The following is a 13,721-nucleotide window of genomic DNA, read 5'->3' on the forward strand; positions in this document are numbered from 1 at the left end:
CGTGCGGAGCCGGGCCTCAGCCCTTCTGGTTCTGCTGCAGCACGTCGTGGCAGACGAGACAGATCATCCGGCGGGAGTCGCTCGAGGACCAGACCTGGCCGACGCTCATCGAGCGGCGCACCGGCTCGGGGTCGCTGTGCAGATGGCGGTCGCACACAGCTGCCCCGCAGTCGACGCAGACCGCCAGGGCCGAGGTCTCGGTGCCCTCCTTGAAGCAGTCGTAGCAGTGCATGACGCCCCCTCTCTCTCGGAGCCGTAACGGCGGACTGTGCGCGAGTTCCCCTCCGCACGGCGCCGTACGCATCGGTACGGCCGTTCGGCTCAGCGCATGCCCCCGGCGGCGCGCGCCCGGCGAGCGGCGGTGGCGCCCACCCCGGGACGCCGGGGCGGCGTCCCGCCCGCGGTCAGTAGCCCCGCGCGAGGTGGACGGCCAGATCGGGCAGCCGCCCCGCATCCAGCGCGTGCCATGCCGCGCGGAAGTCGGTGAGGACGTCGGCGGCGGTGGTGGGCCCGGCGGAGTGGGAGGTGAGAGTGGTGCGGGGCAGCTCCCAGGCCGGGGATCCGGGCCCGACGGGCTCCTCCGGCAGGACGTCCAGCACCGCGTGCGCCACCCGGCCCTCCTCCAGTGCCCGGCCGAGCGCCTCGGTGCGCACAGTCGCACCCCGGCCCACGTTGAGGAAGGTCGCACCGTCCATGGCGCCGAAGAATCCGGAGCCCAGCAGCCCGGCCGTGGCAGGGGTGAGCGGCAGCGCGTCGATCACCCAGCGAGCCGCCCCCAGGGCCGCGGCCAGCTCCGGCGACGGCGCACCGGAGCCGTCCGGCGCACCGAGTGCGAAGACCTCGTCGAAGTCGGGCACCGGGCGGGCGGTGCGGGCCGCCCCGACGGTGCGTACCCCGCTGGGGCGCAGTGCGGCGGCGATTCCCGCACCGATCCCGCCGGTCCCGAGGACGACGGCGAGGGTGCCGTCGGCCAGTTCCGTGGGCAGCCGGTTCCAGGTGCGGGAGACGTGCTGGTCCAGGAAGGCGGGGATGTTCTGCAGTTCGGCCAGCGCCCAGGCCAGCACGTACTGGCCGATCCGCTCCCCCATCCGCCCGACCGTGCGGGTCAGCAGCGTCCCGGTCGGCCAGCCGGCGGACGCCGCCAGCAGCGTGTCGACCCCGGCGTTGGTGCTGTGCATCCACAGCAGCCGCTCGCCGGGGCCGAGTTCGGGCAGGGTGGGGCCCACATGGATCCGCGGTTCGGCGCCGGGGCCCAGCGGGCGCCGGACGAGTTCCCCGATGCCCGCGCGCACCGGCTCGGGCAGGGCGGGGTCGACGGTGACGGCGGCTCCGCCCAGTTCCCGTCCGATCCGCTGGGGGTCCACACCCTCGATCGCCATCGGTCTTCCTCTCCGTCGCCCCGGGCCCGGTTGTGCCCTCGGCCGCGATGCTACGGCCGGCCGGTCACGAGTCCGCGGCGATGTGCCAGGTCCCGACCTGGCGGTACTGCGAGTCGTAGATCTCCGAGCCGTCGCCCGGCTCCAGCGCGTAGTGGCGCAGGTTGCCGCCCCAGTACCGCAGTGCCCGGCCCAATTCGGCCACGGCTTCCCCCTCGCCGCGCATGCCGCTGATGTCCACCTGGAGTACGAACTTCATCTCGGATCTCCTCCGCTCTCCTGCCACGGGGCGCGCGCCCCCGGGAGCCGCGCCCCCTGGCACCTTCCATCGTTTCATTGAAGTGCTGATTGGGACTTGTGACGGCCCTCAAGCTCCATCGCAGGAACTGCGGAGCGGAAACCCTCAAATCATGGTTCTTCCGCGGATCAGCCGGACCGCTCCGCGGGCACGCCGGCGCAGCCGGAAGGCGGCCGGCTTCCGTGCAGGTCAGCGGAACCGCCGGCCGGGCATGTCTGGATGGAGCGGCGGATTCCGGGGGAACATGGCGCCATGCAGAGTGATCTCTTCGCGACGAAGAACATGGCGCAGCCCAGCCCGACGGCGGGGATGGAGCTGCAGAACGACAAATGCGTGAAGTACACCGTGAACGGGGAGTGCTACGCGCGGCAGGGGGCGATGGTGGCCTTCCGGGGGAATCTGAAGTTCGAGAAGAAGGGCCAGGGAGTCGGCAACTTCCTCAAGCGCCAGGTCACCGGCGAAGGGCTGGCCGTGATGTCGGTCAGCGGACAGGGCGAGGCGTGGTTCGCGCACGAGGCGGAGAACTGCTTCATCATCGACATAGCGCCCGGGGACTCGCTCACCGTCAACGGCCGCAACGTGCTGGTCTTCGACGCCGGTCTGCACTACGAGATCGGTGTGGTCAAGGGCGCGGGAATGGCCGGTGGCGGACTGTTCAACAGCATCTTCTCGGGCCAGGGCAGGCTCGGCGTCATCTGCGAGGGCACGCCGATCGTCATCCCCGTCTCCCAGCAGGCGCCGGTGTTCGTCGACACCGACGCGGTGGTGGGCTGGAGCGCCCAGCTGCAGACCTCGCTGCACCGCTCGCAGAGCTTCGGCTCGATGATCCGGGGCGGTTCGGGCGAGGCGGTGCAGTTGCGGCTGGACGGTGAGGGCTTCGTCATCGTGCGGCCCAGCGAGAAGCAGCCGGCCACCGCGGGCAACTGACGCACCCCGGCAGGAGGCGGGCGGGGCCGGTGCGCACCCCGCCCGCCCGGAGGGCGGTTCCGGTCAGACGGGGGCCAGCCCTCCCTCGCGGCTGAGCTCGCGGCGGGCCCGGGTGAAGGGGCGGGGGCGATTGGCCGCGAGCACCGCGGTGGTGGCACCGTCGCGCTCATAACGGGCGAGGAAGCTGCGGTCCTCCGGCGAGCCCTCCACCACCCGCACGGTGTCGGCCGCGCTCGTGGTGCCCGCGAGCTGGAGGCGGATGCCGTACTGGTCCGACCAGAAGTACGGTACGGCCGAGTAGGTCTCCACCGTGGTTCCGGCCAGCAGATTGCGCACCGCGACGGCGGGGGCCTCCATGGCGCTGGTCCAGTGCTCGGCCCGGTGCCCGGCGCGACGGGCCACGTCGCCCACGGCCACCACGCCCGGCACCGGAGTGGCACCGCCCGCGTCGCACACCACTCCGTCGTCCAGTACCAGCCCGGACCCCTGCAGCCAGCCGGTGGCGGGCTGGACACCGATACCGACGACGACCACGTCGGCCGGCAGGAACCTGCCGTCGGCCAGCTCCACCCAGCCGACCCGTCCGCGCCCTCCGTCGGCCGCGGCCGACCGCCCCGGCTCGGGATGCAACGCGCGCACGCCGGTCCCGGTGAGCAGGGTGACGCCGTGGTCGGTGTGCAGGTCGGCGCAGAACGCGGCCATCCGTGCCCCGAGTTGGGGCAGCAGCGGCTGCGCGGCGGCCTCGACCACGGTGACGCTGTGTCCGAGGGTGGCGCAGGAGGAGGCGACCTCCGCACCGATGAAGCCGGCTCCGATGACGACGACCCGCACCTGCCCCCGGCTCAGCTCCTCGCGGAGGGCGGCGGCGTCGTCCAGGGTGCGCAGGGTGTGCACCCCCGCCAGCGGCTCGCCCGGCAGGGTGCGCGGGACCGCGCCGGTGGCCAGCACGACCCCGTCCGTGGACAGCTTGCGGCCGTCCGCGAGGGCGACGGTACGGGAGGGCGGATCCAGGCCTTCGGCGCGGGTGCCCAGCAGCCAGTCCGCGTCCAGTTCGGCGATCTCCTCCGCGTCGGCGAGCGAGAGGCGGTCGGCGGTCAGCGCCCCGGTCAGGAACTCCTTGGAGAGCGGCGGGCGGTCGTAGGGGCGGTGGTGCTCCTCGCCCACGATCACCAGTCGGCCGTCGTAGCCCTGCGTACGCAGGGCCAACGCGGCGTGGAGTCCTGCCAGGGACGCGCCGATCACGGTGATGGTCCTCATGCGGCGCTCCCTTGTCCGGCTGCGGTGGCGTGCGGTGCGGTTGCGGGTACGGGCTGGGCGGACTCGACATGTACCCACACGGTGCCGTCCAGCACGCTCACCGGATGGGTGCGCACGGCCTTGCGGGCCGGGAGGCAGGTGGGACGGCCGGTGCGCAGGTCGAATGAAGCTGCGTGCAGTGGGCATTCGACCAGACAGCCCTCGAGCCAACCTTCGGCCAGGGACGCGTCCTGGTGGGTGCAGGTGTCGTCGATGGCGTAGAGCTCGCCGTCGGCGTTGAAGACGGCGATGGGAGGTTCGAGGTCGAGACGGACGGACTCACCTGCGGGCAGGTCCTCAAGCCGACAGACGGGTATCACTGTGATTCACCTCGCGAGCACGTTCGAGTAGACAGATTCGACCGATCCCGGTACGGCAGGTCCGGGGAGGTGCGGGGCAGACGCTTCGCTACTATCCGAGTTCCGTATCGCGCACGATGGAGCGTGATGCGCAACAGAATCCAAGCGGGGAGGCTTCACGTCAAGCACTCGCCGACGCCCTCCGGGAAGAACGGTGCGCTTCCGCGTACCGGCGCCCGGGAACCACAACCAGGCCAGCAGGCGGTGACGTTGAGCAGATGAGTGGAAAAGCGGAGGACATCGGGACCGGTAAGCAGTCCAGAGGCGCGGCTGCCTCGGTCCAGTCGGTCGACCGCGCGGTGAGCGTGCTGGAGATCCTGGCCCGGCACGGTGACGCGGGAGTGACCGAGATCGCGGAGGAGCTGGGGGTCCACAAGTCGACGGCGTTCCGGCTGCTCGGCGTCCTGGAGGCCAGGGGCCTGGTCTCCCAGGAACAGGAGCGGGGCAAGTACTACCTGGGCCCGGGCGTGCTGCGACTGGCCGGGGCCGCGGCCTCCCGCCTGGACATCTCGCAGGAGGGTGCGCCGGTCTGCCGCGAACTGGCCGAGGAGGCCGGGGAGACGGCGAACATCGCGGTGCTGGACGACGACGCGGCGGTCAACATCATGCAGGCCCGCGGCTCGTCGTCGGTTACCGCGCAGAACTGGCTGGGCAGACGCACTCCTCTGCACGCCACCTCCAGCGGCAAGGCGCTGCTGGCACACCAGCCCAAGTCGGTGCAGGAGAGCGTGCTCTCGCGCAAGCTGCCGCGACTGACGGAGTCGACCGTGGTCTCCGCGGCGGAGCTGCGCGCGGAACTGAAGGCGGTGGCCACCTCCGGTTTCGCGATGGCACGGGACGAGCTGGAGCTCGGTCTGCACGCGGTGGCGGCGCCGGTGCGCGCCCACGACGGCAAGGTGATCGGCGCGATCAGCGTCTCGGGACCGTCCTATCGACTCGAGGAGGAACAGCTCCAGGAGGTGGCCAAGCGCACCATGGCGGCGGCGCAGGACCTCTCCCGGCGGATGGGCTACGCCTACTGACCGACGGCGGGAGCGGCGGCACGGGTGGCGCCGCACCGCGCGCGAGAACGGGCAATTTCTGATGGGGCATCAGTTACAGCAGCGCCCCGACCTCCCATAACTGCGGGTCCGGCACCGGCCGGGCCCGCAGTGCGTTTTTCTGACGCCTCGTCACCAACAGCTGATCCACATCTCTTGACGGGCGAGGTTCGGCGTTCTCACTATGTCTCCCATAGCGCAACCAGTCGTGCACTACGCAACAACTGCGAGGTCTGGGAATGCCACACGAGGTCCGCGCTGTCATCGCGATGAAGAAGGACGCCCCGGTCGAGGTGCAGCCGGTCCTGGTACCGGATCCCGGCCCGGGCGAAGTCCTCGTCTCGATCCAGGCATGCGGTGTCTGCCACACCGATCTGCACTACCGGGAGGGCGCCGTCGACAGCGACGGCTTCCCCTTCCTGCTGGGCCACGAGGCCGCGGGCATCGTCGAAGCGACGGGCCCCGGCGTCACCGAACTGCGCCCCGGCGACTTCGTCGTACTCGCCTGGCGCGCACCGTGCGGAAGCTGCCGCTCCTGCCGCAAGGGGCGGCCCTGGTACTGCTTCGACTCGCGCAACGCCCGGCAGCCGATGACGCTGCTGGACGGCACTCCTCTGACCCCCGCGCTCGGTATCGGCGCGTTCGCCGACAAGACGCTGGTCGACGCGGGCCAGGCCGTCAAGGTCGACCCGGCCGCACGCCCCGAGGCAGCCGGTCTCGTCGGCTGCGGGGTGATGGCAGGCTGGGGAGCCGCCGTGCACACCGGAGGCGTGACCCACGGCGACACCGTGGCCGTCATCGGCTGCGGCGGAGTGGGCAACGCCGCCGTAGCGGCCGCCTCCCTGGCCGGGGCGCGCCGCGTCATCGCCGTCGACATCGACGACGGCAAACTGGACACCGCCACCCGGTTCGGTGCCACCCACAGCGTCAACTCGCGCGGCACCGATCCCGTCGCGGCCGTCCGCGAACTGACCGGCGGCCACGGTGCGGACCTCGTCGTCGAGGCCGTCGGCCGCCCGGAGACCTATCTGCAGGGGTTCGCCATGCGCGACCTGGCGGGTGTGCTCGTCCTGGCGGGGGTCCCCGCCCCGGACGTGACGATCGAACTCCCGTTCCAGGAACTCTTCGCGCGGGGCGGCGCCCTGGCCTCGTCCTGGTACGGGGACTGTCTGCCCAGCCGGGACTTCCCCGTCCTGATCGACCTCTATCTCAGCGGCAAACTCGACCTGGGCGCCTTCGTCACCGAGACGGTCGCGCTGGACGAGGTCGAGGTCGCCTTCGAACGGATGCAGCGCGGCAAGGTGCTGCGATCGGTGGTGGTCCTGTGAACACTCCTGCCCCGGAGCCCGCCCGCGGGTCTCCCTCCGCCCCACCCGCCCCGGCCTCCGGTCCGCAGGCCGGCTCCCGGAGCGCCCGCGTCGTCATCGTCGGTGCCGGAATCGTCGGCTGCTCGCTGGCCGACGAGTTGACGGCACGCGGCTGGCGCGACGTCACCGTGCTCGAACAGGGCCCACTGGCCTCCCCCGGCGGCTCCACCTCGCACGCGCCCGGCCTGGTGTTCCGCACCAGCCCCTCGCGGACCCTCACCCAGTACGCGCGCTACACCGTGGAGAAGTTCACCGGGCTGCGGCAGGCCGGGCGCCCCTGCTTCCTGCCGGTGGGCGGGCTGGAGGTGGCCACCACCGAGGCCCGCCGGCTGGACCTGTACCGCAAGGCCGGGCTCGCGGCCGCCTGGGGCGTGGAGGGCGAACTCGTCGGCCCCGCGCGGTGTGCCGAGCTGTTCCCGATGCTCGACCCCGACTCCGTGCTCGGCGGATTCCACACCCCCGGTGACGGGCTGGCCCGCGCCGTGGACGCCTGCCAGGCACAGATCGAGCGCGCTTCCCGGCGCGGGGCCCGCTTCCTGGAGCGGCACACGGTCACCGGCGTGGAGCGGGAAGCAGGCCGGGTCACCGGCGTCGTCACCGACCGCGGCAGCTTCCCGGCCGACCATGTGGTCTCGGCTGCCGGGTTCTGGGGCCCGGTGATCGGTGCCATGGCCGGAGTGGAGGTACCGCTGCTGCCGCTCGCGCACCAGTACGCGACCACGGCGCCGCTGCGGGAGCTGACCGGCGCCGCGACCGGTGGCGACGAGGCCGTGCGGCCGATCCTGCGCCACCAGGACCACGACCTGTACTACCGCGAGCACCTCGATCCGGCGGGCGGTGACGGCCGGGTCGGCATCGGCACCTACGCGCACCGTCCGCTGCCCGTCGACCCGTACGCGGTACTGCCCTACGACCAGGCACCCGAGATGCCCTCCTCGCTGCCCTTCACCGCGGAGGACTTCGCCCCGAGCTGGACGGAGACCGGCCGCCTGCTGCCCCGCCTGGCCGCCTCCCGGGTGGACAGGGGCTTCAACGGCGTCTTCTCCTTCACCCCGGACGGGATGCCGCTGCTGGGCGAGTCCGGTGCGGTGCGCGGTTTCTGGTTCGCCGAGGCAGTCTGGGTCACCCACTCCGCGGGCGCCGCACGCGCCGTCGCCGAGCTGATGACCGAGGGCCGCACCACGGTCGACGCCCACGAGTGCGATCCGCACCGCTTCGAGCGGGCCCAGCGCTCCCCTGCCTATGTGCGCGAGCGCGGGGAGCGCAGCTTCGTCGAGGTGTACGACGTGATCCACCCGCTCCAACCACCCGCCACGGCCCGCCCGCTGCGCACCAGCCCCTTCTATCCGCGGCAGCGGGAACTGGGCGCCCACTTCCTGGAGTCGGGCGGCTGGGAGCGCCCGCACTGGTACGAGGCCAACGCCCCGCTGGTGGAACAGCTCGGCCTGCGTCCGCCCGAGCGCGACCCGTGGTCGGCGCGGCACTGGTCACCGATCGCCGCGGCCGAGGCGAAGCTGACCCGCGAGCGGGTGGCGCTCTACGACATGACACCGCTGCGGCGGCTGGAGGTCACCGGGCCCGGCTCGCTCCCCTTCCTGCAGCGGATGACCAGCAACAACCTCAAGAAGCGCCCGGGTTCGGTCACCTACACGCTGCTGCTGGACGAGAGCGGCGGCATCCGCAGCGACCTGACCGCCGCGCGGCTGGGACCCGAACGCTGGCAGCTGGGCGCCAACACCCCGGCCGATCTGGACTGGCTCGTCCGGCACGCGCCCGACGACGTCCACATCCGGGACATCACCTCCGGCACCTGCTGCATCGGGGTGTGGGGCCCGCTCGCCCGGGAACTGGTGCAGCCGCTGACCCCCGCCGACTTCTCCCACGAGGCCTTCGGCTACTTCAAGGCACGCGAGACCTACCTGGGCGACGTCCCGGTGACGGCGCTGCGGGTGAGCTACGTGGGCGAGCTGGGCTGGGAACTGTACGCGGACGCCGATGTCGGGCTGCGGCTGTGGGACACCCTCTGGGAGGCCGGACAGCGGCTCGGCGTCGTCGCCGCGGGCCGCAGCGCCTTCAACAGCCTGCGGCTGGAGAAGGGGTACCGCGCCTGGGGTGCCGACATGACCGCCGAGCACACCCCGGAAGAGGCCGGTGTCGGCTTCGCCGTACGCCCCGCCAAGGGCGACTTCCTCGGGCGGGACGCGCTGGCCGCGCGGAGCGCACCGGAGCGGAAGCTGGTGTGCCTCACCCTGGACGATCCGGCCGCGGTCGTCATGGGCAGCGAGCCGGTCCATGTCGACGGGGTCGTCGACGGATACGTGACCAGCGCGTCGTACGGCTACAGCGTGGGGCGCTGCGTCGCCTACGCCTGGGTGCCGGCCCGCACCGCCGTGCCGGGCACCTCCGTCGCCGTCGAGTACTTCGGCGACAAGGTCGCGGCCACGGTCGCCGCCGAGCCCCTGTTCGACCCCGAGATGGCCCGGATCCGCCGCTAGCCCACGGTACCGCCCGCCCCCGCTCCTCCTCTCCGGCCCCGGTCCGCCGCTCCGCTCCCCGTTCGTCCGCGCCGCGGGCGAGGCATGCCTCGTGCCGGGTGCGGAGGCGGCGCCGGGAGGCCGGATCCCGCCCGGTGCGGGGAGCGGGCGGGACCCGGCACCCGAAGGAGACCCGCAATGCCGCATTCCCGCGATGTCATCGTCCTCGGTCTCGGCGGCATGGGCAGTGCCGCCGCCTACCACCTGGCCGCCCGCGGCCACCGCGTCCTGGGGCTGGAGCGCTTCGGCCCCGCGCACCACCGCGGCTCCAGCCACGGCGGTTCCCGCATCGTGCGGCAGTCCTACTTCGAGGACCCCGCCTACGTCCCGCTGCTGCTGCGCTCCTACGAACTGTTCGCGAAGCTGGAGCACGACACCGGCCGCAGCATCGCCACCCTGTGCGGCGGCGTGATGGTCGGCCGCCCCGAGAGCCGCACGGTCTCCGGAAGCCTGCGCTCGGCCCGGCAGTGGGACCTCCCGCACGAGATGCTGGACGCCGCCGAGGTGCGGCGCCGCTTCCCGACCCTGACACCGGCGGACGACGAGGTCGCGCTGTACGAGGCGCGCGCCGGGTTCGTCCGCCCCGAGGCGACCGTCGCGGGGCACCTCCAGCTCGCCCAGCAGGCCGGAGCCGACCTGCGGTTCGAGGAGCCGGTCACCCGCTGGGAAGTACTCCCGGGCGGCAGGGGCGTACGCGTCCATACGACGGACGACGTCTACAGCGCCGGGCACCTGGTGGTGTGCCCCGGCGCGTGGGCGCCCCGCCTGCTGGCCGGCCTCGGGGCGCACTTCACCGTCGAGCGGCAGGTCATGTACTGGTTCCGGCCGCGCGGCAGCAGCGCGCCGTTCACCCCGGAGCGGCACCCCGTCTATGTGTGGGAGGACACCCAGGGGGTGCAGATCTACGGGTTCCCCGCGCTCGAGGGCCCGGAGGGCGGGGCGAAGGCCGCGTTCTTCCGCAAGGGCTCGCCGTGCGACCCGGAGACCGTCGAGCGCACCGTGACCGAGGCGGAGAGCGCGGCCATGGCGGCGCAGTTGCGGCCCCGCCTCCCCCAGCTGCCCGGCTCCCTGCGCAAGGCCGTCACCTGCATGTACACCACCACTCCCGACGAGCATTTCGTCCTGGCCCGGCACCCGCTGCACCCGGAGGCGGTGACGGTCGCCTGCGGATTCTCCGGACACGGCTTCAAGTTCGTCCCCGTCATCGGCGAGATCGTCGCCGACCTGGCGCTCAACGGCACCACCGAGCACCCGATCACGCTGTTCGACCCGCGCAGGGAAGCCCTGCGGGCCCCGCACCGCCGCCTCGCCACTCCCGAGGGAGAGACCACGCCATGACGACCGCTGCCGGCAGCCTGCTGGCCACCCTGCCAGGGGACCGCTACACCGATCCGGAGAACTTCCGGCGCGAGCAGGAGCGCATCTTCGAGACCGCGTGGTTCTGCGCGGTCCGCTCGGCCGACCTCGACAAACCCGGCGCCTACCGCACCGTCCAGGTGGGCCGGGAGAGCGTGCTGATCACCCGGAACCGCCGGGGCGGGCTGCGGGCCTTCCTCAACGTCTGCCGGCACCGCGGGGCACGGCTGTGCACGGAGCAGGCAGGCCAGGTGCGGCGCAGCCTGCAGTGCCCGTACCACGCCTGGACTTACGATCTGGACGGTGCGCTGACGGCGGCACCCAATCTGACCCGGATGCCGGACGTGGACCGTGCCTCCTACGGGTTGCACACGGTGGAGCTGCGCGAATGGCTGGGGTACGCCTGGGTGTGCCTGGCCGCCGAGCCGCCGTCGTTCGAGGAGACGGTCGTGGACGGGGTCGCCGAGCGGCTGGGCGGCGACGAGGTGATCGGGCACTACGGCATCGACTCGCTGGCCCTGGGCCACCGCCACACCTACGACGTCGCGGCCAACTGGAAGCTGATCGTCGAGAACTTCATGGAGTGCTACCACTGCGCCACCATCCATCCGGAACTGACCGAGGTGCTCCCCGAGTTCGCCGACGGGTTCGCAGCCCAGTACTACACCGGGCACGGCCCCGCGTTCGCGGACGGGGCCGAGGGGTTCACCGTGGACGGCGGCGCCGGCTTCCCGCGGCTGCCGGGCGTACCGGACGCGCACGACCGCCGCTACTACGCGCTCACGATCCGGCCGCAGGTGTTCGTCAACCTGGTGCCCGACCATGTGATCGTGCACCGGATGTTCCCGCTGGCGCAGGACCGCACGGTCGTCGAGTGCGACTGGCTGTACGCGCCGGAGGTGGTCGCGGGCGGCGCGGACGTCTCGCACTCGGCCGAACTCTTCCACCGGGTCAATCTCCAGGACTTCGACGCCTGCGAACGCACCCAGCCCGCCATGGCCTCCCGCGCCTACCGGAAGGGCGGGGTGCTGGTCCCCAGCGAGCACCACATCGGGGACTTCCACACCTGGGTGACCGGGCAGCTCGCCGACCCCGGCTGAGTCACGGGCGGCAAGCGTGATGAGGTGGGGCGCATGGACAGCGCGCCCCACCCCTCCCCCGCCCGTGCCCTGGCCGGCGCACGGCTCGTCGTCTTCGACTGCGACGGGGTGCTGGTGGACACCGAGCGGATCGGGCCGGAGGTCGTGGCGACCATGGCGACCGAGGCGGGGTGGCCGCTGACGCCCGCCGACGTGCTGGAGAAGTTCCTGGGCACCCCCGAGCCGTACCTGCTGGCGCAGGTGCGCGCGCACGCCACCGGGCCCGTGGACGACGGCTGGCTCGTGGAGTACCGGGCCCGGGTGGCCGCCGCGTTCGAGGCGGCACCGCACACGATGCCGGGCGTCGGGGATGTGCTGGACGCGCTGGACGCGAGGGGCCTGCCGTACTGCGTGGCCAGCAGCGGCAGCCATCCTCGGATCCGCCACTCCTTGACCGCGACCGGGCTGTGGGGCCGTTTCGCGGGCCGGGTCTTCAGCGCGGACGACGTGCGCGAGGGCAAGCCCGCTCCCGACCTGTTCCGGCACGCGGCCACGGCCTGCGGCGTCCCGGCCGCGGAGTGCCTGGTGATCGAGGACAGCCCGGCGGGGGTCTGCGCGGCACGCGCGGCCGGCATGCCGGTGCTGGGCTACACGGGCGGGCCCACTCCGGCCGACTGGCTCGCGGACGCGGATGCCGGGACCGTCACCGACCTGCGGGAACTCCTGCGCACCGACCGGGTGTAGGCGTCGTGCAGGCGTGCCCGGCCGGCTGTCGGTCCGGTGTCGGAGGTCTGTCGGCCGCGGTGCGGAGGCTGGGGGTGCCCCGGAGCGCCGGGAGGAGGAACTCCCGGGCCCGGTACGGAAGGAGAACCCCATGGCATCCGACACCCCGGCGGGCAAGCGCGTCCTGATCTCCGGTGCGAGCGTGGCAGGGCCCGCGCTGGCCCACTGGCTGAACCGCTACGGCTTCCACGTCACGGTGGTCGAACGCGCTGCCGGGCTGCGCCCCGGCGGCCAGGCGATCGACGTCCGCGGGACCGCGATCGAGGTGGCCGCGCGGATGGGCGTCCTGGACGAACTGCGAGAGCACGCGACCGACCTGCGCGGCATGTCCGTGCTGGACGTGGACGGCAACGAGACGTACAGCACCACCGAGGCCACCGCCAGCGGCGGTCGGCTGGACCGCGACGACGTCGAGATCCTCCGCGACGACCTCGCCGGCATCCTGGTGCGGGCCGGTGGCCCTGGAGTCGAGTACCTCTTCGACGACTCGATAGCCGCGCTCGACGAGCGCCCGGAGGAGATCCGGGTGCGCTTCGCCGGTGGCCATGAGCGCGCTTTCGACCTCGTCGTCGGCGCCGACGGCATCCACTCGCACACCCGCTCCCTGGTCTTCGGCCCGGAGGAGCGCCACCTGCGCCCCATGGCGGGGCATCTGGGCGTCTGGACTGCCCCGAACGTCCTGGACCTGGACCGCTGGCAGCTCGCCTATCTGACCGGCGACCCGGACGCGTGGGGCTGTCTGACGATGAGCGTGCGCAAGAACGCCGAACTGCGCGTCTACGTCGGGCTGAGCGGCGTGGATCGCGCGGACCGGGAGCTGCGCGACCCGCAGGCCCAGAAGCAGCTGATCGCCGAGCGGTTCGCGCACGTGGGCTGGGAGATGCCGCGTCTGCTGGAGTACATGTGGGAGGCGCCCGACTTCCACTTCGACGGGGGCGCCCAGGTCCATCTGGACTCCTGGTCCAGGGGCCGGGTGGTGCTGCTGGGCGACGCCGGCTACTGCGGCTCGCCCGCCTCCGGGCAGGGCACCAGTATGGCGATGGTCGGCGCGTATGTGCTGGCGGGGGAGCTGAAGGCCGCGGACGGCGATCACCGCACGGCCTTCGCCGCGTACGAGCGCGAGTTGCGCGACTGGGTCACCGCCAACCAGGCGCTGGCGCACCGGTCGGCCGCGAGCGGCGAACACGGAGCCCCGCAGGAGGCGGCCGGGGCTCCGAAAGTCGCCTCCGAGGTGCTCGACCTGAGTGACGACTACTACGCCGTCACGGACGGCTTCGCGCTGCGCGACTACTGACGGCGCACCGCC

The 13,721-nt window shown here is 72.7% G+C and carries 13 protein-coding genes; 8 read left to right on the forward strand and 5 right to left on the reverse strand.

The window, feature by feature from the left end; all coding sequences use genetic code 11:
• Nucleotides 1–16 precede the first annotated feature (16 nt).
• From P2424_RS18330 to P2424_RS18340, 3 genes are all read right to left on the reverse strand, one after another.
• Nucleotides 17–232, reverse strand: coding sequence for a DUF2180 family protein (locus P2424_RS18330; protein ID WP_276476826.1), 216 nt, complete (start codon nt 230–232; stop codon nt 17–19).
• A gap of 172 nt (nt 233–404) precedes the next feature.
• On the reverse strand, nt 405–1,379 hold the full coding sequence (locus tag P2424_RS18335; protein WP_276476827.1) for an NAD(P)-dependent oxidoreductase: 975 nt from the start codon (nt 1,377–1,379) through the stop codon (nt 405–407).
• A 64-nt stretch (nt 1,380–1,443) separates the two neighbouring features.
• The gene (locus P2424_RS18340) at nt 1,444–1,635 is read right to left on the reverse strand and encodes a hypothetical protein (protein WP_276476828.1); all 192 of its coding nucleotides are present in this window, start codon (nt 1,633–1,635) and stop codon (nt 1,444–1,446) included.
• 291 nt (nt 1,636–1,926) lie between these two features.
• Here P2424_RS18340 and P2424_RS18345 point away from each other — a divergent pair, with 291 nt between their 5' ends.
• The gene (locus P2424_RS18345) at nt 1,927–2,601 is read left to right on the forward strand and encodes an AIM24 family protein (RefSeq protein WP_276476829.1); all 675 of its coding nucleotides are present in this window, start codon (nt 1,927–1,929) and stop codon (nt 2,599–2,601) included.
• A gap of 63 nt (nt 2,602–2,664) precedes the next feature.
• Here P2424_RS18345 and P2424_RS18350 read toward each other — a convergent pair whose 3' ends face one another.
• Together P2424_RS18350 and P2424_RS18355 are read right to left on the reverse strand one after the other, a co-directional pair.
• A complete protein-coding gene (locus P2424_RS18350) occupies nt 2,665–3,858 on the reverse strand; it encodes an FAD-dependent oxidoreductase (protein ID WP_276476830.1) in 1,194 nt (397 codons plus the stop codon).
• Complete coding sequence (locus P2424_RS18355) at nt 3,855–4,217, reverse strand: bifunctional 3-phenylpropionate/cinnamic acid dioxygenase ferredoxin subunit (protein WP_276476831.1); 363 nt, start codon at nt 4,215–4,217, stop codon at nt 3,855–3,857. Before P2424_RS18355 ends, P2424_RS18350 begins: the two co-directional genes overlap by 4 nt.
• Nucleotides 4,218–4,474: 257 nt before the next feature.
• Here P2424_RS18355 and P2424_RS18360 point away from each other — a divergent pair, with 257 nt between their 5' ends.
• The 7 genes from P2424_RS18360 to P2424_RS18390 all read left to right on the forward strand — a co-directional run bounded on the left by P2424_RS18360 (nt 4,475) and on the right by P2424_RS18390 (nt 13,709).
• Nucleotides 4,475–5,278, forward strand: coding sequence for an IclR family transcriptional regulator (locus P2424_RS18360; RefSeq protein WP_276476832.1), 804 nt, complete (start codon nt 4,475–4,477; stop codon nt 5,276–5,278).
• Between the two features lie 257 nt (nt 5,279–5,535).
• A complete protein-coding gene (locus P2424_RS18365; RefSeq protein ID WP_276476833.1) occupies nt 5,536–6,624 on the forward strand; it encodes an S-(hydroxymethyl)mycothiol dehydrogenase in 1,089 nt (362 codons plus the stop codon).
• Between the two features lie 95 nt (nt 6,625–6,719).
• Nucleotides 6,720–9,158 carry an FAD-dependent oxidoreductase gene (locus P2424_RS18370; protein ID WP_276479016.1) on the forward strand — a complete coding sequence of 813 codons (2,439 nt, stop codon included), beginning with the start codon at nt 6,720–6,722 and terminating at the stop codon, nt 9,156–9,158.
• Between the two features lie 177 nt (nt 9,159–9,335).
• Complete coding sequence (gene solA, locus P2424_RS18375; RefSeq protein WP_276476834.1) at nt 9,336–10,535, forward strand: N-methyl-L-tryptophan oxidase; 1,200 nt, start codon at nt 9,336–9,338, stop codon at nt 10,533–10,535.
• Complete coding sequence (locus P2424_RS18380) at nt 10,532–11,653, forward strand: aromatic ring-hydroxylating dioxygenase subunit alpha (protein ID WP_276476835.1); 1,122 nt, start codon at nt 10,532–10,534, stop codon at nt 11,651–11,653. The genes solA and P2424_RS18380 overlap by 4 nt, the downstream gene beginning before the upstream one ends.
• A 33-nt stretch (nt 11,654–11,686) precedes the next feature.
• On the forward strand, nt 11,687–12,376 hold the full coding sequence (locus P2424_RS18385; protein WP_276476836.1) for an HAD family hydrolase: 690 nt from the start codon (nt 11,687–11,689) through the stop codon (nt 12,374–12,376).
• Nucleotides 12,377–12,506: 130 nt separating this feature from the next.
• Nucleotides 12,507–13,709, forward strand: coding sequence for an FAD-dependent monooxygenase (locus P2424_RS18390; RefSeq protein ID WP_276476837.1), 1,203 nt, complete (start codon nt 12,507–12,509; stop codon nt 13,707–13,709).
• Nucleotides 13,710–13,721 lie beyond the last annotated feature (12 nt).

The sequence above is a fragment of the Streptomyces sp. WMMB303 genome (assembly GCF_029351045.1).
In the GTDB taxonomy this organism is placed as follows: domain Bacteria; phylum Actinomycetota; class Actinomycetes; order Streptomycetales; family Streptomycetaceae; genus Streptomyces.